Source organism: Fructilactobacillus sp. X2R5C3 (assembly GCF_059901325.1).
Genome location: NZ_JBWXUY010000004.1, coordinates 42,676 through 67,692 on the forward strand (window position 1 = coordinate 42,676; position 25,017 = coordinate 67,692).

25 protein-coding genes and 1 tRNA gene are annotated in these 25,017 nt (G+C 40.2%); 4 read left to right on the forward strand and 22 right to left on the reverse strand.

Annotated features, from left to right (window positions below; translation table 11 throughout):
- Positions 1 to 6: 6 nt before the first annotated feature.
- The 5 genes from AC6UDE_RS06185 to trpS are packed head-to-tail and all read right to left on the reverse strand — an operon-like array spanning position 7 to position 4,965.
- Complete coding sequence (locus AC6UDE_RS06185; RefSeq protein ID WP_500696929.1) at positions 7 to 717, reverse strand: NAD-dependent protein deacylase; 711 nt, start codon at positions 715 to 717, stop codon at positions 7 to 9.
- A gap of 9 nt (positions 718 to 726) precedes the next feature.
- The gene (locus AC6UDE_RS06190; RefSeq protein ID WP_500696930.1) at positions 727 to 1,698 is read right to left on the reverse strand and encodes an IpaB/EvcA family protein; all 972 of its coding nucleotides are present in this window, start codon (positions 1,696 to 1,698) and stop codon (positions 727 to 729) included.
- Positions 1,685 to 2,950, reverse strand: a complete 1,266-nt coding sequence (locus AC6UDE_RS06195) for a hydroxymethylglutaryl-CoA reductase, degradative (RefSeq protein WP_500696931.1) — start codon at positions 2,948 to 2,950, stop codon at positions 1,685 to 1,687. Before AC6UDE_RS06195 ends, AC6UDE_RS06190 begins: the two co-directional genes overlap by 14 nt.
- A gap of 8 nt (positions 2,951 to 2,958) precedes the next feature.
- A complete protein-coding gene (locus AC6UDE_RS06200; protein WP_500694008.1) occupies positions 2,959 to 3,894 on the reverse strand; it encodes a Ppx/GppA phosphatase family protein in 936 nt (311 codons plus the stop codon).
- A 51-nt stretch (positions 3,895 to 3,945) separates the two neighbouring features.
- Positions 3,946 to 4,965, reverse strand: a complete 1,020-nt coding sequence (trpS, locus tag AC6UDE_RS06205) for a tryptophan--tRNA ligase (RefSeq protein ID WP_500696932.1) — start codon at positions 4,963 to 4,965, stop codon at positions 3,946 to 3,948.
- Positions 4,966 to 5,272: 307 nt separating this feature from the next.
- Between trpS and helD the strand changes: the two genes are divergently transcribed.
- Positions 5,273 to 7,585 (forward strand): RNA polymerase recycling motor HelD, encoded by a 2,313-nt coding sequence (gene helD / locus AC6UDE_RS06210; protein ID WP_500696933.1) that lies wholly within the window; start codon positions 5,273 to 5,275, stop codon positions 7,583 to 7,585.
- Between the two features lie 56 nt (positions 7,586 to 7,641).
- Here helD and AC6UDE_RS06215 read toward each other — a convergent pair.
- Positions 7,642 to 7,714, reverse strand: a tRNA-Thr gene (locus tag AC6UDE_RS06215).
- Between the two features lie 70 nt (positions 7,715 to 7,784).
- On the opposite strand from AC6UDE_RS06215, the gene AC6UDE_RS06220 reads away from it, so the two are divergent.
- Entirely contained in the window at positions 7,785 to 8,678 is an 894-nt protein-coding gene (locus AC6UDE_RS06220) for a metal ABC transporter solute-binding protein, Zn/Mn family (RefSeq protein ID WP_500696934.1), read from the forward strand.
- Positions 8,679 to 8,713: 35 nt separating this feature from the next.
- On the opposite strand, the gene AC6UDE_RS06225 is transcribed toward AC6UDE_RS06220, so the two are convergent.
- On the reverse strand, positions 8,714 to 9,484 hold the full coding sequence (locus tag AC6UDE_RS06225) for a DUF4811 domain-containing protein (RefSeq protein WP_500696935.1): 771 nt from the start codon (positions 9,482 to 9,484) through the stop codon (positions 8,714 to 8,716).
- A complete protein-coding gene (locus tag AC6UDE_RS06230) occupies positions 9,484 to 10,965 on the reverse strand; it encodes an MDR family MFS transporter (RefSeq protein ID WP_500694013.1) in 1,482 nt (493 codons plus the stop codon). Before AC6UDE_RS06230 ends, AC6UDE_RS06225 begins: the two co-directional genes overlap by 1 nt.
- Before the next feature lie 184 nt (positions 10,966 to 11,149).
- Between AC6UDE_RS06230 and AC6UDE_RS06235 the strand changes: the two genes are divergently transcribed.
- Positions 11,150 to 11,626: a MerR family transcriptional regulator gene (locus AC6UDE_RS06235; RefSeq protein ID WP_500694014.1), complete on the forward strand. Its 477-nt coding sequence runs from the start codon at positions 11,150 to 11,152 to the stop codon at positions 11,624 to 11,626.
- Between the two features lie 29 nt (positions 11,627 to 11,655).
- Here AC6UDE_RS06235 and AC6UDE_RS06240 read toward each other — a convergent pair whose 3' ends face one another.
- Together AC6UDE_RS06240 and AC6UDE_RS06245 are read right to left on the reverse strand one after the other, a co-directional pair.
- Positions 11,656 to 12,354: a 2,3-diphosphoglycerate-dependent phosphoglycerate mutase gene (locus AC6UDE_RS06240; RefSeq protein ID WP_500694015.1), complete on the reverse strand. Its 699-nt coding sequence runs from the start codon at positions 12,352 to 12,354 to the stop codon at positions 11,656 to 11,658.
- Positions 12,355 to 12,396: 42 nt separating this feature from the next.
- Complete coding sequence (locus AC6UDE_RS06245; protein WP_500694016.1) at positions 12,397 to 13,488, reverse strand: AI-2E family transporter; 1,092 nt, start codon at positions 13,486 to 13,488, stop codon at positions 12,397 to 12,399.
- A 197-nt stretch (positions 13,489 to 13,685) separates the two neighbouring features.
- Between AC6UDE_RS06245 and AC6UDE_RS06250 the strand changes: the two genes are divergently transcribed.
- Positions 13,686 to 14,864: a class I SAM-dependent methyltransferase gene (locus tag AC6UDE_RS06250; protein ID WP_500696936.1), complete on the forward strand. Its 1,179-nt coding sequence runs from the start codon at positions 13,686 to 13,688 to the stop codon at positions 14,862 to 14,864.
- Between the two features lie 71 nt (positions 14,865 to 14,935).
- On the opposite strand, the gene AC6UDE_RS06255 is transcribed toward AC6UDE_RS06250, so the two are convergent.
- The 12 genes from AC6UDE_RS06255 to rihC form a co-directional block, all read right to left on the reverse strand.
- Positions 14,936 to 15,268, reverse strand: a complete 333-nt coding sequence (locus AC6UDE_RS06255) for an AzlD domain-containing protein (RefSeq protein ID WP_500694018.1) — start codon at positions 15,266 to 15,268, stop codon at positions 14,936 to 14,938.
- A gap of 15 nt (positions 15,269 to 15,283) precedes the next feature.
- Positions 15,284 to 16,060, reverse strand: coding sequence for an AzlC family ABC transporter permease (locus AC6UDE_RS06260; RefSeq protein ID WP_500696938.1), 777 nt, complete (start codon positions 16,058 to 16,060; stop codon positions 15,284 to 15,286).
- Between the two features lie 126 nt (positions 16,061 to 16,186).
- Entirely contained in the window at positions 16,187 to 17,476 is a 1,290-nt protein-coding gene (locus tag AC6UDE_RS06265; RefSeq protein ID WP_500696939.1) for a D-alanyl-D-alanine carboxypeptidase family protein, read from the reverse strand.
- Positions 17,457 to 18,644 carry a sensor histidine kinase gene (locus AC6UDE_RS06270; protein ID WP_500695786.1) on the reverse strand — a complete coding sequence of 396 codons (1,188 nt, stop codon included), beginning with the start codon at positions 18,642 to 18,644 and terminating at the stop codon, positions 17,457 to 17,459. Before AC6UDE_RS06270 ends, AC6UDE_RS06265 begins: the two co-directional genes overlap by 20 nt.
- A 21-nt stretch (positions 18,645 to 18,665) precedes the next feature.
- Positions 18,666 to 19,352, reverse strand: a complete 687-nt coding sequence (gene croR, locus AC6UDE_RS06275; protein WP_500694021.1) for a response regulator transcription factor CroR — start codon at positions 19,350 to 19,352, stop codon at positions 18,666 to 18,668.
- Positions 19,353 to 19,490: 138 nt separating this feature from the next.
- Positions 19,491 to 20,231 (reverse strand): DUF1129 family protein, encoded by a 741-nt coding sequence (locus tag AC6UDE_RS06280; protein WP_500695787.1) that lies wholly within the window; start codon positions 20,229 to 20,231, stop codon positions 19,491 to 19,493.
- A 9-nt stretch (positions 20,232 to 20,240) separates the two neighbouring features.
- The gene (gene ychF, locus AC6UDE_RS06285; RefSeq protein ID WP_500695788.1) at positions 20,241 to 21,338 is read right to left on the reverse strand and encodes a redox-regulated ATPase YchF; all 1,098 of its coding nucleotides are present in this window, start codon (positions 21,336 to 21,338) and stop codon (positions 20,241 to 20,243) included.
- 14 nt (positions 21,339 to 21,352) lie between these two features.
- Positions 21,353 to 21,544: a DUF951 domain-containing protein gene (locus AC6UDE_RS06290; RefSeq protein ID WP_500696940.1), complete on the reverse strand. Its 192-nt coding sequence runs from the start codon at positions 21,542 to 21,544 to the stop codon at positions 21,353 to 21,355.
- Positions 21,545 to 21,557: 13 nt separating this feature from the next.
- Complete coding sequence (locus tag AC6UDE_RS06295) at positions 21,558 to 22,442, reverse strand: ParB/RepB/Spo0J family partition protein (protein ID WP_500696941.1); 885 nt, start codon at positions 22,440 to 22,442, stop codon at positions 21,558 to 21,560.
- The gene (locus AC6UDE_RS06300) at positions 22,426 to 23,199 is read right to left on the reverse strand and encodes a ParA family protein (RefSeq protein ID WP_500694026.1); all 774 of its coding nucleotides are present in this window, start codon (positions 23,197 to 23,199) and stop codon (positions 22,426 to 22,428) included. Before AC6UDE_RS06300 ends, AC6UDE_RS06295 begins: the two co-directional genes overlap by 17 nt.
- Positions 23,200 to 23,214: 15 nt before the next feature.
- Positions 23,215 to 23,937: a 16S rRNA (guanine(527)-N(7))-methyltransferase RsmG gene (gene rsmG / locus AC6UDE_RS06305; RefSeq protein WP_500696942.1), complete on the reverse strand. Its 723-nt coding sequence runs from the start codon at positions 23,935 to 23,937 to the stop codon at positions 23,215 to 23,217.
- A gap of 146 nt (positions 23,938 to 24,083) precedes the next feature.
- Positions 24,084 to 25,001 carry a ribonucleoside hydrolase RihC gene (gene rihC, locus AC6UDE_RS06310; RefSeq protein WP_500696943.1) on the reverse strand — a complete coding sequence of 306 codons (918 nt, stop codon included), beginning with the start codon at positions 24,999 to 25,001 and terminating at the stop codon, positions 24,084 to 24,086.
- Positions 25,002 to 25,017 lie beyond the last annotated feature (16 nt).

A 25,017-nucleotide genomic window follows, 5' to 3' on the forward strand; every position in this document is an offset into this window, starting at 1 on the left:
TACCACCTATACTTTCAGTTTATCAAAGAAATCAACGGCATCTTCTTGCACCATGGTGAACGGAAACGGAAAATTAAGTGCCTCTTGGTTAATCGCAATCACATCGGCACTGGGATTACGGTAATCAAGTAATCCGGCAAACGGATAAACTCGCATTGAAGTCCCGACGATCACAATTAGATCACTTTGACTCATCAATCGAACACTATTTTCAATTGTTTGAGGATTAATTCCCTCACCATATAAAACAATGTTAGGGCGCAAAATTCCGCCACAGTTTTGATGATACATACTCTTCATATATTCCTGATAATCAACGTGTTTGCCACATTTTTGGCAGTAAATATCATAGAGGTTGCCGTGAAACTCATTCAGGTTCTTTGCGTCAGCTTTTTCGTACAGATTATCAACGTTCTGAGTGATAATACTAGCCCGATTTTGACGGGTTAATTCCGCCTGCTTTTTGTGAATAACGTTGGGTTGAGCATCTGGATAGTACATGTTCTTTTTGACGTACTCGTAGAATACCTCAGGTTCATTTACTAAGCAGTCGTGACTCAAGTAATATTCCGCTGGTTTACTGCTCTTGTCATTCGTATACAATCCGCCCTTAGAACGATAATCGGGAATTCCAGAAGGGGTAGAGATTCCGGCTCCCGTTAAAAATACGATGTTTTTAGCATTATCAAACTTTTCTTGAATATTATCTTGATTCATATTGTCACCTTATCTCAATAAATATGGAATCCGTAAGTCTTGATACAACTCTTTAACCGTCTTTGAATATAGTTCTTTGAAATAGTCTTCACTTGCCTTTTTACCAGCTGGACCACTTGTCACAAACGAATTTTGGTCATCCGATTTGGTAAAGCCCACGTACGCTCTTTTGTTAGTCTTGGTCTCCTTTAATTCTGAGTGATAAAGGTTAAAAACCTGTTTCACTTGCAAACCGAGTTGGCGCTTTGAGAAGACTGCCGTTAGCATCACAAAATCATTTAATTGTAAGGCTGGTAGTCCCCAGTTCTTCATCTGTTTATCAAAATCACGGTATAGTTTGACCACATCGCGTCTGAGGGTAAATGGTGAGTCCACCGGCTTCTCTGTGAGCATTGCGTAAAGTTCCTTAGCGGCCTTTAAAGAAATGGGAAAACTCGTTTGAAATACGTCTTCGTACTGATCAAAGTGGTCGCCAAGAAAAATCATGGCATCCAGAATGGTCACCAATCGTAACGGCATTTCATCGTCGACCTTCCCAGATTCAGGGGTAATCGTCTGTCTAACACCCTTAACATATTCTTTTTCAACCGCTTCATCAACTAAACCGTGCTTTCGCTGTTCAGCATACACGACAAAGTGACACACATCATCGTACAACTCAGTTCCCATGTACATTAACTGTTCATCAAGTTGCTTATCCCCACTAGTAAGGGGAAAGTAAATCTGTGGAAAACCACGGAGTGTCATTAACAAGTGTAACAACTCATGAGTAGCAGTAAAATCCGGTTCGGTTAGATCTCTAATCTGCACGTAAAGTCGATCACCATCTTGCACGACTTGCGCTTGGTCATGTCGCACATAACCGGACTTTAAGTTGCCAATAAATTGAACCTCAACATCCCCTGGAAAAAAGTGACTGACTTCGTTAATTAAGCCTTGCGTCGTCTTACTTAATTGCACATTATCATTATTTTCGGCCATCTGATCCAAACTTCCCTTCTATAATTTGTTTTGCGTTTTCTAAGTTTCTTTGATTTGTTGGTAATTTCTTTAATGCGTTAATCACCATGTCCAAGTTCTTACTGGAAGCTCCAGCAGACATGGCGAGTGATTTCATCTGAAGGTTCATGTGACCTCTTTGAATCCCATCGGTTACAAGCGCCTTTAGGGCTGCCAGGTTTTGTGCTAATCCCACAGAAGCAATCACCTCCATGAACTGCATGGCAGAGCTAACGTTTAAAATTTGATAGTTAATCCTACTCATTGAAAAGAGCCGAGTTGCACCACCAATGATTCCTGAGGGTACCGGAATGGTAATTTCTCCCTTTAATCCGTCAGGAGTAACTCGCCATTGACTAACCCCACGATACTGACCATCCCTTGCGGCATAGGAATGAACCGCACTTTCAACGGCGCGCCAGTCATTACCAGTGGCAACGAGAACCGCATCAATCCCATTCATGATCCCCTTATTGTGAGTTGCTGCCCGTTTTGGGTACTTATTTGCAATTAATGAGGCTTCTGCGATTTTTTCAGCAACGTTTTTTCCGTCCAATTGACCTCGTTTTAGGGCCCGAAACGGAACGGTTCCTGATGCTGTAACCAAATTTTTATCCCCATAATTCGATAAAATACTCATTAAAGATGATTGACTAGTGTTGATTTCAATGTATGTCGAAAGAGCCTCAAGCATCGAATTCATGATGTTAGCCCCCATCGCATCACCGACATCAACGAACAGTTCAATCACCAAATAATGATCGTAAAGAGGTGAGACGGTCAAATCGTGGACACCACCGTATTTATCAATTGTGGGATGAGCATCGTGTGCAACCTGCATTAATTTAACTCGATGAGCTTCAACCCATTCGGTAAATTGAACCGGATCCGAGACTCCTAAAATGACTTCACCAGTCAAGATGCGACTCTGAGACTTAGCCTGAATGCCGCCACCAACACGAAGCATGTTGGCGCCGTTACTAGCGGCCGCAATGACCGAGGGTTCTTCAATCACCATCGGAATTAAATGTTCGACTCCGTTAATTACAAAGTTAGTTGCAACCCCCTCTGGCAATCCGTAGTCGGTAAGGTAGTTTTCAATCATGTGGCTACTAGCATCTACGAAGTGACTTTCAATCACATCAAGTTGTGTTCGATCAAGATCGGCAAATTCGGCAACCTGCTGTAACCGTTTTTGATATGATTTTTTATAAAATCCATTAAAATCGTTCAAAATGACACCTATTTTCTAAAATGAGGACTATTCTCAATGTATTCATTAATCAGTCCCTCACGCACGCCACCGTTTGAGAAAATGACCCGCTTGGAATCAATAAAATGCATCATGACAGTTAAACAGAGGGAACCACCAATGATGACGTCGGCACGGTCGTTTTCAAGCCCATTAATCTTTTGACGCTCAGCCAAAGTCTTACTCAGAAACATTTCCATCGTACTATTGACTTGTTTTCTGGTTAACTGAAAATTTTGGATGTGATCAACATGGCTTAAATGTTGGTACTGCCGATTAATTCTTGCAATTGCGCGGGCAGCTCCACCAATCAAAACAATCGGATAATGAAGGGGCTTCTTAATCCAAGGAATCCGACTATACACTTCGATAACGTAAGACTCAGCTGCAAATAAATCAGCTGGAGTCACCTGGTTAATCAAATGAAATTGTTCCGAAATTTTTACTGCCCCAATGGGAACGCTGATACAATGGATATCTTTTTGGTTTCTAACCTGAATAATTTCAACACTAGCACCACCAACATCCATCAAGAGATAATCTTTAACCGCCAATCGATCAGAGATTCCTAGATAATCATAGTAAGCTTCTTCCTTGCCGGTTAACACGCGAATTTTAATGTGAAGCTGCTTATAAACATTGTGTAAAAAATCCTTTTGATTTTGAGCTTGGCGCACCGCTGCCGTAGCAATGGCACGAACCACAACGTTTTTATACTTTGAATACTCTGACTTAAAGGATCGAAGCGCCGAGATCGTACGATTCATTGCAGTTATCTGTAAAATGTTATTTTGTCCGATTCCCTCAGACAATCTCGTATCGTTCTTAACGCGTTTAATCTCATGATAACTTCCATCGGAATCGATGCAATAAATTGCCATTCTGACTGAGTTTGAACCGATATCAATGATAACAAAGTTCTCCATTCGATTCTCCTCCTCAAGTATTTATTCATATTTAGTGCTATGACAACTTATCTACTTAAAATAATTAATCCCCATGGCATCGCGAACTTCTTCAAGGGTGTTTTCTGCAACAATGTTAGCCGCGTCGCTTCCGTTTTTTAAAACCTGGTAGACATACTCAGGATTCTTAGCTAACTTTTCTCGACGTTGTCGAATTGGCTTGAGTTCATCTTGCAAAACTTCATTTAAATACAACTTAATTTTAACATCTCCAAGACCACCGTGTTGATATTGCTTTTTAAGTTCACTAACTTTTTGCTTGTCGTGAGCGAAAATATCCAGATACGTAAAGACCGTGTTCCCTTCAACTTGACCTGGGTCATCAACGTGGACGTGCTTTGGATCCGTGTACATGGACATCACTTTTTTCTTAATGGTATCGGCATCGTCAGCAAGGTAAATAGCATTGTTAAGCGACTTACTCATTTTGGCATTTCCGTCGAGGCCGGGAATGCGCCCCATGCCTTTCGGTGGAAAGAAACCTTGTGGTTCAACCAATACGTCTCTGTGATAGGCACTATTAAAGCTTCTGACAATTTCCCTGGTTTGTTCGATCATTGGCTCTTGATCTTCTCCAACCGGAACCACGGTTGCTTTAAAAGCAGTGATGTCAGCGGCTTGACTGACCGGATAGATGAAGAAACCAGCCGGCACACTTTCACCAAAGTTTTTCTGTTTGATCTCAGTTTTCACGGTCGGATTTCGTTTCAGTCGGGAAACCGTTACTAAATTAAGATAAATCATGGTTAGTTCATTTAAGGCTGGGATCTGAGATTGGACAAAGATCGTTGATTGATTTGGATCAAGTCCGACCGCTAGATAGTCCAAGGCTACCTGCAGCAGACTGTTTTGAATCTTCTTTGGATCACGAGCGTTATCGGTCAAGGCCTGCATGTCAGCAATCATGATGAATGGGTCGTAGTTACCCGAATTCTGCAATTCTAAACGGCTCATTAACGAACCAACGTAATGTCCAATATGAAGTTTTCCGGTTGGACGATCACCAGTTAACACGATTTCTTTTTTTGCCATAGTAATTTTCCTTTCTTTAATAAAAAACGTCCTATTGAATAATCAATAGGACGCCTTGCACGTGGTACCACCTAAATTGCAGAGGTTTCTCTGCCACTTAAACTATAAGGTTGTTACCCATTATCCAGTTCGTGTCGTCTGACTAATCTCAGTAAACATAGCCTCTCTGTTATTTGACTCCACTACTTACTAAACTAAATACATATTAATTTCATTTTATGCGATTTATGACGGGTTGTCAAAGCACGAAAAAATTGACAGTACCGGCTTTTCAAATTAGAATTATTCACGAATTAAAGGGAGGAGTATGCACTTGAATAAGGATGAAAAAAACAAAGAGCAAGAGCGGGTCACCTGGGTTGGTTCCCAGTTGGACGAAAAAATCCAAGACACCCAAACCGAATATCAAAAAGCCAAGGCAGAAACTCAACGAGTTCAAAAAGATTACGGGACTAACACGTCCGCAAATTATTTGGAAGCTGATGACCGGATTGAAACTAGTGCCGACCTGCAACAACAGCGAAGCTTAACTAACAAAGTGGTTGAGGATCAAGCCATTGTTGAAAGCCAACTAGCTACTTACCAGGATCTTAAAAAATCCCCTTATTTTGGTCGAATTGACATCTCAGACGAGGGCTTTTCTGACGTTGATCACCTATACATTGGGAAGGCATCTTTCATCGATAAAAACGGTGAATTCTTAATCTATGATTGGCGAGCTCCCATTTCAAGTGTCTACTATAATGGTACGCTTGGAAAAGTTGCTTATGACACTCCCAATGGAAAACAAAACACCGACCTTTTAAAGAAGCGCCAGTTCCAGATTAAAAACGGTAAGATCATCAACATGTTCGACACTAACGAAACGGTTGGTGACGAACTCTTACAAAGTGCTTTAAGTGATGAAAATAACGAAAAGATGCAAAACATCGTGGCCACCATTCAGCACGAACAAAATGACATTATTAGGGATACCACCAGTAACTTGCTGGTGGTTCAAGGAGTGGCCGGATCAGGAAAGACCTCAGCGCTCTTACAACGGATTGCTTTTCTGTTATATCACAGTCGTGACTCTCTAAATGCTGACCAAATTTTACTCTTTTCTCCGAACCTCCTCTTTAGTAACTACATCAAGGACGTATTACCAAGTTTAGGAGAACGTAGTATGCGTCAGGTTACGTTAGCTGAATTTTTTGCCCACCGCCTTGAAGGCATGAGGGTTCAGACCCTTTTTCAACGTTACGAAGCTTCCAATCATGATTCTGATTCTCAACTTCGCGAATTCAAGAATAGTCAGAACTTCATCGATCAGATTGAAAACTACGTCAAAAATATCACCTCTGATCAAATTAAGTTCGATGATATTCACTTTAATGGTGAAGTTTACTTTTCTAAAAAGGAAATTCGTGAGATTTACGCTAGTCTACCAAGTGGGATGACCAGCAGTGAAAAACTCCTTCAAACGAAGAATCGTTTAATTAAGAGACTGAAGAATCGTATTCACGATGAAACTAAGAAAAAATGGGTCGCTGACATCATCGACACCATGAGCGAAGAACAGTACCACAATCTTCTGGGTGAAAAACACTTAAATGACTTTGAGGAACTAGACGATGAACGAAACTACATCGCCACGCGACTAGTTAAAGATCGACTTAGTACCGTATACGATGCTATCTACAACGATGAGTTTTTCGATCCGTACGTTCAATACGCCGATTTTCTTGACCACGTTAAGTTGCCTAAAAATGTTGAACCAGATGCTTTTAAACAAAGCAAAAATGATTTCCTAAATCACATTGAATTCCACCAAATTGGTTTGGATGACACTGCCCCATTACTGTACCTGAGGGATCGTTTCAGTGGGGAAAATAAAAACGTTAACATTAAATACCTCTTCGTCGACGAGATTCAGGACTACTCAATTGCCCAGATTATGTATCTCAAGCTCATTTTTCCGAGAGCTAAGTTCAACCTGATTGGTGATAGTGAACAGGCCATTTTCAAGGATGTCGAATCAGCCCAAACGTTATTGGACAAGCTTAATGATGCCATCCCTAGTAAACATTCCCGGCTAATTCAGCTGAATCGTTCATACCGCTCAACCTATCCCATCACGTCCTTTGCCAAATCATTACTACCAGATGGGAATAACATCGAGGCCTTCAATCGAAATGGAGAAAAGCCTGAGCTAATCGTTAAAGATGGATCAGAAGAACTAACTAAAACCCTTTTTAATGTTATTAGTGACCAACTTCAAAAACACGAAACCGTCGCGGTCATTACTAGAGATGCCACATCTGCCAAACAAGTTTATCAAAAGGTCAACGCTCACTACGATGCTACATTATTAAAAGATAGTGACCGAGATATGACCTCACCAGTTGTTGTACTTCCCGTCTACCTGGCCAAGGGACTCGAATTTGATTCGGTCATTGCCTGGGATGTCTCAAAAAAGAATTACCCTGATCAGCACTCACTCGGAGTCCTTTACACAATTCTGACCCGCGCCATGCATTCGCTAACCCTGTTGTGTAACGGCGAGGTTTCGCCGTTGATTCCCAAACAAGCCATCAGTGATAATTTAATTAAATTCAGCAAAAATTCAACGGCCGAATAAAAAAACTCTCACTATGATTACGTAGTGAGAGTTTTAAACTATGAAAATAAATGATAAGCCATTCCCGGGAGTCGAACCCGGCACCTTTTCCTTACCATGGAAATGCTCTACCTACTGAGCTAGAATGGCATTCCTATTTTACCACACCAAAAATGGTACACTAGGATAGAATTCATAAAGATTAGAAAAGGACGATAATATGAAACGACATTTTAAACTTTCCCTCCTAGTCACTTGTCTCGTACTACTGATGATTCCACTCACAGCCTGTCACAAATCGGCAGCCCATGACCCAAAGAAAATTCAGGTTGTAAGTTCCGTTAACTTCTATGGGGACGCGGCCCAACAAGTCATTGGAAAGTACGGTCACAACACGTCCATCATCAATTCAGACGTTGATCCACACGACTTTGAACCAACAACTAACAACGCGAAAGAAGTTGCCAAGGCAAACGTGGTCATCTCAAATGGAATTGGTTATGACGATTGGATGAACGAATTAATTCACAACGCTGGAAACGATCATCAACAAGACGTGAACGTTGGCAAATTGATGCATAAAAAAGATGGCGACAACGAACACATTTGGTATAAACCAACTACCATGGACCACTTGGTTGATCATCTAGTTACCGTCTACAGTAAGATTGATCCGGATCACCATGAGTATTTTGAAAAAAACGCCCAAACCTACAAACATGAATGGGGCCAAACGCAACGGTTAATCAAGCAGTTATCAAAGAATTCGCACGGTCAATCAGTTGCTACCAGCGAGCCCGTCTTTGACTACTCGCTTTCAGCCCTTGGCTATAAACTTAAGGACTACGGGTTCTCAAATGCCATTGAAAAGGGCGTTGATCCTTCAGTCAGTGACATCTCCAACCTGCAAAGTGACATGCGCAATCATAAGATTGCCTTCTTCGTTAATAACACTCAGTCTGATAGTCCGGTGGTTACACAAATGGTTAAATACGCTAAAAAGTATCATGTGCCCATCCTAAACGTGTCAGAGACCGCTCCAAAGGGGCAAAATTACATGCAGTGGATGAATAATCAGTACCGAGAACTTGGAAAAATCCAAAAACAACAATAAAAAATGATGCTCAAAATTTGAGCATCATTTTTTATCTAGTTAACTTTTAAAGCTTGTTCCATTGCCTTTTGTTCCATCTGATTTTTAGCTTTGTTCTGCATTTGCGCCTTAAATTCATTCTCTGCTTGTTTTTGCAGCTTAGCTTGGTCCTTTGGTGACATCTTTGGATTTTCGGCCATAGCTTGTTGTATCTTAGCTGATACAAACTGTTTCCCAGAAGCGGCCATCTGTTGCTGAGCTTCAGGACCTTGTTGTGACTGCTTCATTTGAGCAGCCTCTTGTTTCATGGCCTTCCCAAATGCTTTAGCTTGTTCAGGTGTGAATACCATATAACCGGATTTTACGTGGAAGGTATTCGTACGTTTAATAAAGGCTTCTTTTTGAGCAAACATGAAGAAGACTTTGTAAAATTTATTTTTGTAGACCCAATCTTGTTGCTTCGTAACCAGTTTGTTTGAATCGCCACCTGGTTTGATTTCATTCGTAGTGTCAATCGCAGGTGTTACGGTTGGCTTCTTTTGATTTGCATTCTTTTTGTAGATCACAACTTTATCATTAGTCTGACCAATCTTCTTATACAATATCATGTTGGCTTGATTGTTCACTGATGTAAACGAAGTGGTCTTAACCGTGGTCTTCTTTTCCATCCCAAAGTGATTGTGGTAATTGGCAATCATTAGACCAATCGTAATGATAATCAAAGCAGCAAATATAAGGCCTAAAGAGGTTGCCACTTTTTTATTAGCAATCAAATTCCACGTTAAGAAAAAGGCAATTACAAAAATAATTAGTAAGATAAATATCATTATTTTTTACCTCCCTTTTCAAAAACAGGATCTTCAGTAACATGACCCTTTTTCAACGCAAACGTCAAAAGAAAGGCAATTAATGAGATTAAGAATGCGACTCCAAAGGCTGCCATGTATCCTTTCAAATTAGCGTTAATTGCTCCAGCTCGATATGCCAATGGATTAATTTTAAGTAAGTGTTTTGCTGGCATATTATTGGTAGTAACGTTGGCTAGAATTGAAATCATAACGGCCGTTGAAATTGATCCACAAACCTGTCTAAAGGTATTGTTAGCAGCAGTTCCATGCCCCATTTCAGAAACTGGAAGAGCATTCATTCCAGATGTCGTTACTGGCATCATGGACATTGCCACCCCAAACATTCTAATCGCATACAAAATAACAACGTAAATGGTTGGAGTATCCTTTGTTAAAAACAAAAATGGAAAAGTTCCAACCGTCAATAAGAACAATCCACCCATTGCTAAACGACGGGCCCCAAACTTATCGAATAGTCTTCCAGTAATTGGGCTCATAAATCCGGTTAAAAGTGCTCCGGGTAATAGAGTCAATCCGGAATGAAAAGCACTCATCCCTCTAACAATTTGTAAGTAGAGAGGTAAGACCATTTCAACTCCGACCATTCCCATGAAGACCACCGCACTGACAATGGTTCCAAGTCGAAATTCACGTGATTTGAAAACATTTAAATTCAAGAACGGGTTCTTCATGACCAGTTGACGCCATCCAAAGAGAATAATAAAAATGATTCCAATAATTAATCCCCAAATGACAGTTGGACTGCCCCAACCGTCATTTCCAACTGACGAGAATCCATAAAGTAAACTACCAAAACCAATGGTAGACAAAACTAATGAGAGATAATCTAGCTTACTTTTCTTAGTTGGAAGAACTGGTTTAACAAAAAACAGTCCTAAAACAATGACTATGGCAACAATGGGAGCAATAATCCCAAACAAATTTCGCCAAGATGAAGTATCAATCACCCATCCAGACAAAGTTGGTCCAATGGCAGGCGCTAAACCAACGACGATTCCAGCAAGTCCCATGGCAGTGCCCCGTTTTTCTGCTGGAAAAATTGACAACATGATAGTCTGAAGTAATGGCATGGCAATACCAACTCCAACACCTTGAATCAAACGTGATCCAAATAAAAACCAGAAGCTTGGAGCTATCCATGACCCCACCGTTCCAATCTCAAAGATGATCATTGCTGATAAGTACAGCCATTTAGTGTTAAAACGTCCACTCAACCAGGCACTAACTGGAATCAAAATTCCGTTAACCATCATAAATCCGGTGGTTAACCACTGAACGGTCGAGGTATTAACATTAAAGGCACGCATTAATGTTGGAAAAGCCGTTGACAAAATGGTTTGGTTTAAAACCGTACAAAAAGTTCCAACCAAAAGAATAATGACAAACATGGTTCGATTATACTTTTTGCCATTAGCATCAACAGCAGGAATATTATGCATTATATATGCCCCTTTCAAAAGCTTAATTAATTAATATTTGCTCAAAATTACAACACCAACTACTATACAACCATCCGATGTTTATGTCAATTTAATTGACACGTGCATTATTTTACATATAATTAGTATTGTATTATTTAATGAATTCATCGAGTTTGATTAAGCATAGAAAGTAGGTAAACCCTTGGAAAATGAGAATGATCAAGAAGTAGCTGACCTCAACGGACGACTCGGAAAAATCATCAAAAAAAATAACATTTCGGTTGGCATTGGTGATATTTCCAAGTGCTCCGGTCTTTCCCAAAGTAAGATTCGCTACTGGGAGCAGCGAGGATACATTACTTCTTTACCAGTTCATAAAAATCAAAACAAGCGATATAGCATCTATACTCTAGTAACCGTTTTATTAATCAAATCCTATCTAGAGTCCGGCTTTACTTTAGCCACGGCAGTAGATAAGGCAAAACGTCACGAAGAAATCAGTAAAGTTTTTAAAAAATTAATCCTTGATCGGGTTCAATACGTTAAAACTAAAAATGACGACTACTGCATTAATATGGGACCTCTTTCAGACGACCCCAGTAAATCGGTTATTATCAAAGTAAGCGATCGTGGTAGTAAAATCACATTAATGGATACAAAAAAGACACTTCCTAATTAATTAGGGGGTGTCTTTTGGTTTAGATTAAATTATTTATTTTCGCCTAATTTAACCTTGTCTAAAATGTTTAAGTCAGAGTCAATATCATAAACAATTGGTTGACCAGTAGCAATCTCAACGTTCATGATGTCTTCATCAGAGATTCCTTCAATGTACTTAGTTAAAGCACGAAGAGAGTTACCATGGGCAGCAACGATCACATTCTTGTTGTCTAACAATTTAGGAGCAATGTGATCTTGCCAGAATGGAATAACTCGTTCCAAAGTAACCTTTAAGTTCTCACCACCAGGGATCGCCTTTGGATCTAAGTCAGCATAACGACGATCTTTGGCAGCTGAGCCTTCATCATTTGCGTCCAAAAGTGGAGGCAAAACATCGTATGAACGACGCCAGATGTGAACTTGTTCCTTACCGAATTTTTCAGCAGCTTCCGCCTTATTTTGGCCCTGAAGTGCACCATAGTGACGTTCGTTTAAACGCCAAGACTTCAAAACTGGAATCCATAATTGGTCACTTTCATCCAACACATAATTTAAAGTCTTGATGGCACGCTTTAAAACTGAAGTGTAAGCTTGGTCAAATTGAATTCCTGCTTCAGCAATTAATTTACCCGCATTTTTAGCCTGCTTAACTCCTTCTTCACTTAAGTCAACGTCAACCCAACCAGTGAATTGGTTCGATAAGTTCCATTCACTTTGGCCGTGTCTAACAAATACTAATTTAGCCATTGTAATTACCCCTCTTTTGTTTTTATACTAACTCATTTTACATCATTTAAAACTTTTTTTCACTAACTTACTGATCTTACTAAACCAACCTGGTTTTCGATTTCTCGCCACTTCATCAACGTTTTGGACTCCCAAGACGTCCAGTAAAAAGGTGAAAACAGGAACCGAAACGATTAATCCCCACGTCCCAAAGATGTGTTCACCAACCAAGAGGACTACGAACGTAAAGAAGATGGGCAGCTCGGTCTTAGCCGACATGAACTTGGGGTTTAACACGTATGCTTCAAGTAGATGAACCAACATAATGATAATGAAGATGTATACCACGTATCTAAATCCACCTACAGTATAACCAATCAAGGTTAGAGGGATTAACGAAATGATAACCCCAGCCACCGGAATGAGGCTCAAGAAGAAAATCATGACAGCTAAGATCAAAAGCTGTGGAATTTGCATGATCCATAAACAAATCGTGGTAATGGTCGTGTTACAGATTGCGATAAAGAATTGGGCTTCAATCACAACCCCAAAGGTTTTGACGAAAGTCTTCGCGAAAAACAGGATATCCGAGAAGAACCACCCAAAGGTACTGGTTAAAAACTTCTTAGAAAAGCGCTTCACCTGCTTAAGTTCCAAGGTAAAAAAGAAACTCAAAAGTAGTGACAGGAACATAGCAATCCCAGTTGAACCAATGCTTGTAATGTAACTCCAAATTAGGTTCATACTTCCCTTAATCTGGTTTGGTACATTAAAGTTCTTTAGTAACCATAAAACCCATGAACGTAATTCCGGGTTTTTAATCGAATGGGGACTTTCATAAAAGGTAATTAGCGTCTTGGTTATTTCAACTCCCTGCTCAGCAATCTGGGGAAGGTACAGGACACTTACCAGTACGATGGCTCCCACAATTAATAAGTAAATCACAATGACCAAGATTGGAATCGGAATCTTAATCCGGGCCCGAATCCAAAGTACTAGCTTGGTTATTAATAACGTAAAGATAAAGGTCAAAAGAATGGTGGTCATCATTGAGCGACAGAGATACAGAACAACGACAATTAGCAACAAGACCACTGCCCGTCTTAATTTTGTGTTATTTAAAAATTTTTGCCACCAATTGGTTAAATTCTCCATTTTGGTTTTAATCCATCCCCTCTCCATTCATAATTCGTATTTAACACTTTACTCAAATCAATTTTAATAGTAATACGTAATATTTTTATTATAGCATCTAATGTAATTTGTTAAAATTCATGTCAGTCTATTTTACGAGTTTCACAAAAAAAGGTTATAATGGCCATATAACTATTGAATTAAAGAGAGGTTTTTATATGCTTGAAAAGACGTTTTACAGTGAATTTATCAAACACAGTTTTAATATTCCATTAAAGGTAACATACTGGGATGGTTCTACCAAGACTTATGGTAAGGGTGAGCCTAAAGCTCACATTACCATCCACAAGGCAATTCCAATTAAAGATATTACCAGTAATGCTTCAATCGCTTTAGGTGAAGCATACATGGATGGTGTAATCACTGTTGAAGGGATTTCTTTAGAAGATTTAGTTGCAGCAGCCTACCTGGATAATAGCAGTTTCTTACACAACAAGAAATTCATTAAGTGGCTACCAAAGTCTTCTCATTCAGAAGCGGCAAGTAAAAAAGATGTGCAAAAGCATTATGACATCGGAAATGAATTCTACAAAATTTGGCTGGATAAGACCATGACCTATTCATGTGGTTACTGGGAAAGTCCAGAAGATAGCCTGTACGATGCTCAGATGAATAAAGTTCATCACATCATCAAGAAACTAAACCCACAGCCTGGTGGTACTCTTTTAGATATCGGTTGTGGTTGGGGTACTTTAATGTTAGTTGCCGCTAAAGAATACGACCTAAAGGTTACTGGTGTGACTCTTAGTCAGGAACAATGCGACTACGTTAACGAACAGATCAAAAAGTACGGTCTTGAAGACGTCGCTGAAGTCCGCCTTCAAGATTACCGTGAACTACCAAAGTCAGAAAAGTGGGATTACATCACGTCTGTTGGAATGTTTGAACACGTTGGGAAAGAAAATCTTGATGAATACTTCAAGGTCGTTTCAGACCACTTAGCGAAAAACGGAAACGCCCTCATCCATGGAATTACCAGACAACAGGGTGGTGCGATCAATGGTTGGTTAAATAAGTGGATCTTCCCTGGGGGTTACATCCCTGGTTTGACCGAAAACTTAGACCATATTATTGATAATGGCATGCAAATCTACGATCTTGAATCACTAAGAAGACACTACCAGAAGACTACGGAAACATGGGACAAAAACTTCAATGCGCACCGAAAAGAAATTGAAAATATGTTTGACGAACGTTTCTGCCGCATGTGGGACTTGTACCTTCAAGCCTGTGCCGCTTCATTTAAGGTTGGAAATATCGATGTCATGCAGTACCTCATTTCAAAGGGACCGGCTGGTGCATCACTTCCAATGACCCGTGACTACATGTACAAATAACTTAATATAATAGATAGTAAAAGACGTAACTTCATCAATTAAAGTTACGTCTTTTTATTATCAAATATTCATTAAAGGACAAACGTTAACAGAAACACCGCCGCTAGTCCTGCCATCACTGAAACTAGCATAGATCGGGTCCAGTAGGCAATCCCAATTACCAACACAGCAGCGATTAACTCTGGTCCCTGACCACTAATCGAAAAGGCATATGACTGATTAATAAAAATATCCTTTACTACCAGTGAAGTAAACAGACAAATTGGTACAAATTCCATCCATTCGGTAAACCACTTTGGAATTTTGCGCTTTCTAAAAAATGCTAATGGTATAAATCTTGGAGCTAAAGCAACCAAAAAACACAGCAATATTAACAGAAAGTGTTGCATCGCATCCCATTTCATAACAATTCTCCCAACTTATTCCTTCGGTGTCCCCGCAGGGTTTTTAAACGTCTTAAGAAAAATACTTTTCTTGTTGGTCTTCCGTTTTCGACTCCGAAAGTATTTATCAAGCAAGAAACCGATGAACGATGCAACTAACGTCGCCGCAACTAATCCAAGTGTTGATTTAGTTAACACTAAGAAGAAGATCGCAAGGCCAGCAGCAAAAAGTGCAATAAACACTTTTAGCAAATCCTTTAACTGCATCACAATCATATACAAGAAGAGCGCTGTGAGTGCGAAATGCACCACGGTTAGATCAATTGTAAGAGCTGACCCAATTAAACTCCCCACTAAGTTACTAATGGTCCAGAAAAATAACGTAAAATGTTCTACTTGCAACGCATCCTTCGGGGTCCATTTCTTGTCAGTTGAAAACTTTAAATAGTTCACAGCGTAATTTTCGTCATTTAAAGAACAGGCAAAAAAGAACGTAAAGAGCGTGTTCTGCCCGTGAAGATACTTAGAAAGACTCGATCCTAATAATGCGTATCTCAGCTCTAGGAAAAACAGCATCAACACAATCGTTAGAAGTGGTGAATTAATGGTTAACATGGATGCGATCAAAAATTGGGCACCACCGGAAAAAACCAGTAGTGATACCAAAATCGTGTTAAACGTGTTAAATCCCGCGGCGTGTAGCAAAATCCCACACGCCAAACCAATTGGAATGTAACTCAAGTCTAAGGGAAACGAGACCTTGAAATTGGCTTTCCAAGTAGGTTCATTAGGATTCGGTACTAATTTTGTCAATTGAAATCCTCCACTTGATTTCTTGAATAAATAACCTAAAAAAATTAATTAACTTTTTGCGTACATTGTTCATTATAAGAAAAAATGGCAAAATAACAAACCATAATTTTGTTCTAATGGTAATTATCAGAAAAATTCCACAATTTCACGGAACAATCTCGAAAAGAAGCCAACCTTATTAACGCTTTGGCAGGTAACGATTGGTGCTTTTCCACCATCATGATTTAAAAATTCCACCTTCTGATTTTTAAATCCAACCTGATTCGTTCCAACTTCCTGATTTTTAAGCACAGGAGCTGATACCGCATTGTCTTTAGCATGCTTTGAATCAAGTATAATTTGGTCGCTAAATTCATTTGGTTGAGAAACCTTGCCCCACAGGGTAACTGGTTTGCTCATCTTGACTTTAACCGACCGTTTTTTCCCGTTAATCACCTTTAGATGATTCTCGGTAAATTGATCGTTATCGTACTCCATGGGGCGATAATTCTTGATTACGTGTTCCATTAAGTTCTTAGTAACGATAAACCGTTGATTAGGCTTAGCACCCATAACTACTGTGATAATGCGGTGACCATGGTGATTATCTAAAGTCCCCGCGAAGTTTTCGCCCGCTTTCTTAGAAGTTCCCGTTTTTAGACCATCAACGTTTAAGGCTGGATCGTAATATCGTTGTCCCTTCAACATTTCGTTAGAGGTCTTGACAACTTCTTGCGGTTTCTTATCAGTATCACCAAAGGTATACTGCGTTTTCTTAGTGGTTTTTAGAACATCAGGATACTGCAAAATAATTTTGGAAGAGATGATTGCCGTGTCTTTTGCTGACATTTCATTTTCAGAATCGCCAGTCACCCTTGGTAAATTCATCGGTGCAACCTGTTTGTTAGTCAGACCACAGGCATTATAGAATTTGGCGTCTTTAATTCCCAATTCTTTGGCAGTTATTCGCATGGTTTTGGCAAAATTCTCACTGTTACCAGAGATTTTATCACCAAGCGCCATCGCACTCGCGTTAGCTGAACCAATCAGGGCCGTTGAATAGAGCGCCCTTACCGTGTATTTCTTATGGGCCTCTAATTTAACGTTGGTAAACCCTTTTTTGGTACTTAATTTGGCAACTGCAGGTGAAATATCCACCTTAGTGTCCCATTTCAATTGATGATCATGAACTCGTTTTTGAACTATGTATGCGGTGAGTAACTTACTCATCGAGGCTGCCGGTAGGTTTCTAGCAGCGTTTTTTTGATAAATAATCTGTCCTGATTTAGCGTCCACTGCAATGGCAGCTTTACTATCGACTTCGTTCGAGTTAGCCTTTGCCAAGGTCTCTGGAATCATTAAAACGAGCGCTAACGTCATGATTAAAAATGAAACGAGAAATTGATGACCACTATGATTACTTTTCTTGGTTTGCATTTTTCTCTCCTATCACATGTTTATTTTTCCGTAATGGATGCTTAACATCTAACGGAAGGTAAATCTTAAACGCGGTTAATTTTTTCGTTGAAGAAACGTTGATATAACCTCCCTGATTGGTGACAATCTCACGAACAATGGCAAGTCCTAGGCCAGTTCCACCAGTTTTGGTGTTTCGTGACTCCTCAACCCGGTAAAAACGATCAAAGATGTGATCTAGTGACCCCTTAGGGATCTGTTCGCCATCGTTTGAAACGATAATTTCAACTCCTTCACTACTAAATGGCTTAGCAGAAAGATAGATATGACGTCCACCCTTTCCATACTTAAAAGCATTCGAAATCAGATTATTAAATACCCGACCTAACGACTCCGCATTGGCTTTGATCGAAATATCATGCTTGAGTGGCTTCATTTCAATCGTCATCTTGTGCTTAGATGCATCAAGTTTAAATGAGGTCTGAAGTTGCTCTAATAGCGCATTCACATCAATGTTATCAATTTTTTGCGAAGGCTTAGACTTGTCGCCCGCCTTAGCATACTCAAAAAGCCGATCCACTAATTGTTTCATTTGTTGCGCCTTTAAATAAGCAATATGTGAATACTTTAAAATGTCGTCTTCATTTTGATACTGACCGTCTTCGATGAGACCAAGGTACCCCAGAATTGAAGTTAGTGGCGTTCTTAAATCATGACTAACGCTAGTGACCAATTTGTCCTTTGAAGCTTCCACCTCTCGCTCATCATTCATGGATTCAATGACACTATCAACAAGCGCGTTGATACTTTGAATGACCCGCTCAGTATCTCCCTTTAATTCAAAGGGAATTCGATGGTCAAAATGCCCGTTCGCAATGTAATGCAATTCCGAAATAATGTGGCGGAGTTGCATTTGATGATAGCGCCGAATCAACCGCCAGTAAATAATAATGACATCGATCACGCCCATAGCAATGATGAAGAGATTCTCCCAGCTAAGTAGTCGAAAATGCATCGGGCCAAAGGTCACCGACTGCTTAATGATGAAGATTCCGTCCCTTAGACCCGGGTTACTCTCGATTGATTCAGTGATAATCACGGTAATCGCCAAGTTTAAAAGGAGTAATAATATTAAAGTAACTACTCCTTCAACAAATAATTCAGTTTTTTCTTTCGTCGTTAATTTCAAACTCAAGATTCCTCTTATTATTTATGCTTCCACTTTGTAGCCGACGCCCCAAACGGTTTGAATCACTTTTTCACCGCCAGTGGCTTCTTCAATCTTGTCACGTAAATGACTGACGTGGACCATGACGGTTTTAGCTGAAATGATACTTTCTTGTTTCCAAACGCGCTCAAAAATCTCATCAGCTGAAAAGACCCGGTTAGGATGGCTGGCAAGAAGGTACAAAATACCAAACTCCAGAGCGGTTAACTGGATTTCTTTGCCGTCTTCCGTCTTAACTTCGTGTGAATCCTTATTGATAGTCAGTGGACCCACGTTTAAAATGTCAGGCTTGTCCTTAGTGACATCGTTTTGACTTCTTCTAAGCAGGGAACGAACCCGTGCCATGATTTCCAATGGGTTAAATGGCTTGGTGACGTAATCATCAGCTCCAGAAACCAATCCCTGAATTTTATCCATATCAGCCGTTTTGGCGGACAACACAATGATCGGAATCTGGGAGTCTTTACGGATTTCTTTAATAACATCAATCCCACTCATTTCCGGCATCATGATGTCTAAAATTACCAAGCCAATGTCTGGCTCAGTGCGCAAAAGTGATAATGCATCACTACCGTTATAGGCTGAGATTGGTTCGTATCCTTCGTTTTTAATGTAGATTTCTAATAATTGTGCGATTTCTTTATCGTCATCAACAACTAAAATTTTCATTTTAATTACCTCGAATTCACTATTTTCTTTCAGTTTATCAGATTGAAAACAGAGATTAACCAAAATTGTTTTAATATTATAAACATTTAAACTTTCACATCAAAAAAATCGTAGACCAGTTGATCCACGATTCATTAATTAATTTCGGTTCCCGGTAAATAGTCCATTGGTAATTGGGAAACGATGACGCATGTACAAAATTCCCGCAATTCCAATTACACCAATCACTGCATCAACAATCGGACTGGTAATCGGGTTAATTACTCTTGGAATATACGTTCCACCAAAGAAGACTAGCATCCAAATTGCGAACAATAGAACCATCATCAAAGCTCGAATGATGCCATTATATTTATGTTTTACTCCCGGAGCAAACAAGTTAGTCATAAGTGGCATCCCTGCACCAGCAACAATCGAGGAAACAAAGATTCCAGTAATCCCCATTACACCACCCTTTGATGCTTGCGAGGAATTAATGAAGAACATGGCTGCGTACAAGAAACAGAACAGGACCAAAAACCACAAAAAGTTGTACGTGGCATCAATCACGTAGGTGATGGGCGTCATCTTTTGGGGTTTCTTTGGTGGGTGAACCGTAACCTGCACTTTTTGAGCAACCGTTCCATACAGATTCTTTGCGGTCACCCCACTCTTTTGGGCCTTTTTTAGTTCATTTACCATCGTACTGATCTGAGCAGCTTGCTTTTCTGGTTCCAATTTGGTTTCCGAAAGTTCCTGCTTAAATTTATACATGTATTCAGCATTTCTCTTGGTCAAACCAACGTGATCAAATTGTTCTCGTTCAGCAATCTTAGTGTTTGAGTGATGTTGATGCTGTTTTGCTTTAGCATTTCGTTTTCGATTATCTTCCTCGCTCATAATTTCCTCCTAGACGTTGAACCTAAATTCTGCAATGTCTCCATCATGCATGACGTAATCCTTACCTTCAACCCGCAATTTCCCGGCCTCTTTAACGGCATTTTCACTTCCGTATTTATCTAGGTCTTCAAAGGACATAATCTCAGCTCGAATAAAGCCCCGTTCAAAATCAGAATGGATAATTCCAGCGGCTTGAGGTGCCTTAGTACCCTTTTTAAAGGTCCACGCCTTCGTTTCTTTGCCACCTGCAGTAAAGAAGGTTTCGAGCCCAAGTAATTTGTATGAAGCACGAATCAACTTATTTAGACCGGGTTCACTAACCCCCTCAGCCTCAAGAAAGTCAGCTTTATCATCATCACCTAGTTCAGCGATTTCCTGCTCGGTTTCTGCCGCAATTCCAATTGCCTGCGCACCGTGTTTTTGAGCATAGTCTTTAACCATTTTAAAGTACTTGTCACTTTCTGGATCAGCCATCGATTCTTCGCTGATGTTAGCGACATACAAGACGGGTTTAGAAGTCAAAAGAAACAATCCCTTAACGATCTTCTGCTCATCTTCATCAAAATCAATATCGCGGACAGCTCCGCCATCTTCAAGTACTGGTTTAATCTTGTTTAAAACATCTAGTTCTTCCTTGGCTTCATCTGAACCCTTTGCTGCTCTTTGAACTTTTCCAATTCGTTTATCAACGGCATCTAAATCAGCAATTCCAAGTTCGACGTTGATCGTTTCAATATCGCCAATGGGGTCAACGGTTCCCGTAACTGAGGTAATATTGTCATCATCAAAAGCCCGAACAACGTGGACAATGGCGTCCACTTGACGAATGTTTTCAAGAAACTTGTTTCCAAGCCCTTCACCTTTACTAGCACCCTTTACAATCCCCGCAATATCGGTAAATTCAAAAGTAGTTGGTACCACCTTTTTAGCCGGGATTAACTCCTGAATCCGGTCCAGCCGTTTATCTGGCACTTCTACCATTCCTACGTTTGGATCAATCGTTGCGAAAGGATAGTTAGCCATTTCAGCACCAGCTTTAGTAATGGCATTAAAAAGTGTTGACTTACCAACGTTCGGCAACCCAACGATTCCCGCTGTTAAAGACATCCTGCTTACCTCTTTTAATTAATTTCTTCGTGTTTTTCTAGTATTTTCTTCAAACGTTTCTCAAATTGTCGTCGACTGATCATCACAATGTGACCACATCCCATGCACTGAACCTTAATGTCAGCTCCCATTCGAATGATTTCCCATCGATTGGTGCCACAGGGATGCTGTTTCTTCATTGCAACGATATCATGCATTCCATACATAAAAATATCCTCCCTAGTCGAGATGAATATCCAATAGGTCTAAAATTCGGTTCAAATCTTCGTTTGACATGTAATCAATCTGGATTTGTCCCTTACCAAGCTTAGAATTGGTCTCATTAATCAAAACTTTAGTTCCAAATTTATCTTGAAGCTGGTCCTCACTCTCCTTAATGTAGGGAGACTTGGACTTTTTCAATGTTCGTTTACTCTTGGTTGAGTGAGCCTTATTAGCCTTGGCAATTAACTTTTCTAACTGTCTAACCGTGAGGGTTTCATCCTTAGCCTTAGCAGCTAAATTCAAAAGTTGTGATTTTTCTTTGACTGATAAAAGGGCCCGTGCCTGCCCCATTGAAAGTTGCTTTTTTTGCAGCATATCCTTAACGGATTGTGGCAACCCCAGCAAACGAAGATAATTGGCAATGTAAGGGCGGCTCTTGCCTAAGCGTTCTGAAACTTGTGCTTGCGTTAAATTCAGTTTCGTCATTAAAGTATCGTACGCTTGAGCTTCTTCTAGTGGATTAAGGTCCTCACGCTGTAAGTTTTCCATTACAGCGATTTCCATCATTTGCTCTTCGGTAGCATCACGAATGATTGCCGGAATTTTGGTCTTCCCGGCAGCTTTAGATGCCCGAAATCGACGTTCACCAGCAATAATCTGGTAATTATGATTATCGACATCGTGGCGCACAATAATTGGCTGAAAAACTCCTGATTCTTTAATGGACTGGGTTAAATCGTCAAGAGCCTTCTGATCAAATTTCTTTCTTGGTTGATAAGGATTAGGCGAAATTTCGGTTAGGTCAAGATCAACAACTGCTTCGTCATTACTATTAACGTCATTGTCCTTAAACAATGCTTCAATTCCACGTCCTAATCCCTTACTATTTTTGTTGGTCATGGGCAGCTAACACTTCCTTTGTCAATTCCATGTATACTTTGGCGCCTTTTGATTTGGCATCATAGTCAATGATCGGCAGTCCATGACTGGGAGCTTCCGATAAACGAACGTTTCTGGGGATGACGGTGGTGTACACCTTATCCTTAAAAAACTTTCTAACCTCACCATTGACTTGTGCTCCAAGATTAGTACGGGAATCAAACATAGTCAATAACACTCCCTCAATCTTGAGGTTGGGATTAAAGTGTTTCTGTACCAAACCAATGGTATTAAGTAATTGGCTCAGTCCCTCTAAGGCGTAATACTCAGACTGAACCGGGATCAAAATCGAATCACTGGCAGTAAAAGCGTTAATCGTGATTAATCCTAAAGAAGGTGGGCAATCAATTAAAATGTAATCGTACTTGTCAGAGACACTCTCAAGTGCCGTTTTCAATCGAGTCTCACGCGCCATCATGGGGGTCAACTCAATCTCTGCTCCAGATAATTGAATGGTAGCAGGAACAATATCGAGATTTTGATGAGCTGAATGTAGAATAACGTCTTCGATCGGCTCTTCATTAACTAAAACATCATAAATATCTTTATTAATTTTTTGCTTACTAAGACCAACGCCACTAGTGGCATTTCCCTGGGCATCGGCATCAACCAGCAGGACTTTCTTGCCCTTTGTGGCTAGGTCAGCCCCCAGATTAACAGCAGTCGTGGTCTTACCAACGCCACCCTTTTGATTTGCAAGCGATATAACGGTTCCCATGTTGTTCCCTCCTTCTTACTTGATCGGATCCTTATTTGGAGTTCCAGCTTTTCTTGGATACTTCTTTGGTGTCTTGGTGACTTTATCAATGACAATTATATTTCTTACTTCATCGTTTTCCGGTAATTTAAACTCAAAGTCACTTTCGACTTTACCACCTAAAGTTGTAATTGCCTTCTGAGCTCCCTTCAGTTCTTCAGGAGCCCTAGCGGCCTTTAACGCAATTAACTTGCCGCCGATCTTAACCAGTGGGAGGCACAACTCAGACATCACACTCAACCGCGCCAGTGCCCGTGCGGTTGCAAAATCAAATTGTTCGCGATCATTTGACCGCTTTCCACCAAATTCCTCGGCACGAGCATGAACAAGGCGCACGTCAGTCAATCCCAGTTCACTAACTAGTTGTTTCAAAAAAACAATCCGCTTATTAAGTGAGTCCACGATGGTGACCTTTAAATCGGGATTAATAATCTTAAGTGGGATTGACGGAAACCCTGCCCCCGCACCAACGTCTACAATTGACCTTGATTCTCTAAGCTCTGGTATGTAAAAAACGGGAGTAAGTGAATCGTAAAAGTGCTTTAAATACACGTCGTCACGTTCAACGATGGTCGTCAAATTCACCTTTTGATTATAGGACACTAAGAGTTCGTAGTACTTTTTAAACTGTTCTACTTGAAAGTCCGATAGTGAGACATTGTGTTTTAACAATGCCGCTTTAAATTGTTCTGGATTCATTTACTTCTCCTATGTAAAACAAACAATTGGAAACTAATTAAAGTTAAACCAATTTAAATTAGACCCTTTATTCATTATAACGAAAATTTAAAGATTTCGTTACCAAAAAAAGGAAAAAAGTCACCGAGAAATTTACCCCGTTCTGTTTAATCTGGCATCTTTTGAACTTCAGACTTAAACCAGTCATTAAACGCTTGGGCGTCAATGTCAACGGCAACCTTAGCATTGGTTTGACCATGATGATAAGCACCACGAATATCACCAACAGTGGCGCCATTGGCGGGTCCAGTAGTTTGAATATCAATCCACATCTCTTCAGTAGTAAGTAATTCTGGGTGTAACAGGTAGAAAATCGTATTAACATCGTGCATGGCCACGCCTGCATTACTTTGATCCCCATCACTAGTGATAATGGCAGAGAGCATCTCTCCCGCTCGATTCATTTCCTTAATTTCAGCTAAAGTTTCGTTAGTAAGAAGAGCCTTCTTGGTCACATCAAGTCCAATCATCACAATTGAAACACCACTTTGATACATTATTTTGGCCGCATCAGGGTCAGTAAAGACATTAAATTCAGCGGCACTGGTCATGTTACCACGTCCAAGTGCTCCGCCCATGGCAACAATCTGCACTAACTTGGCTTTTACTTCTGGATATTCAGACAGTAGGAGAGCAACGTTGGTATAAGATCCTGTTGCGACCAACGTGACTGGTTCTTCACTGTCCATAATGTGGTCATGAAGGGCTTTCACCGCGGTCATTTTCAATGGCTCTGGCAGTTCACCCGTAAAATCATAACCGCGCATCCCAGATTCACCATGAATCCGAGCTGCATCTTCAAACGGCTTTATTAAGGGATTTGCGGCCCCACTAGCGACTTTGACCCGCTCACCATCATGAAAAAAATTAATAATTTTAAGGGCATTAATCGTCGTTTTATCAACCGTTACGTTTCCAGCGACGGTGGTCACCAAGTCCACACCCAATTTTGGCTCATTGAGTGCCACTGACAAAGCTGCTGCATCGTCAATTCCTGGGTCCATGTCCATAATAATTTTTTGCATAATATCCCTCCGTTTT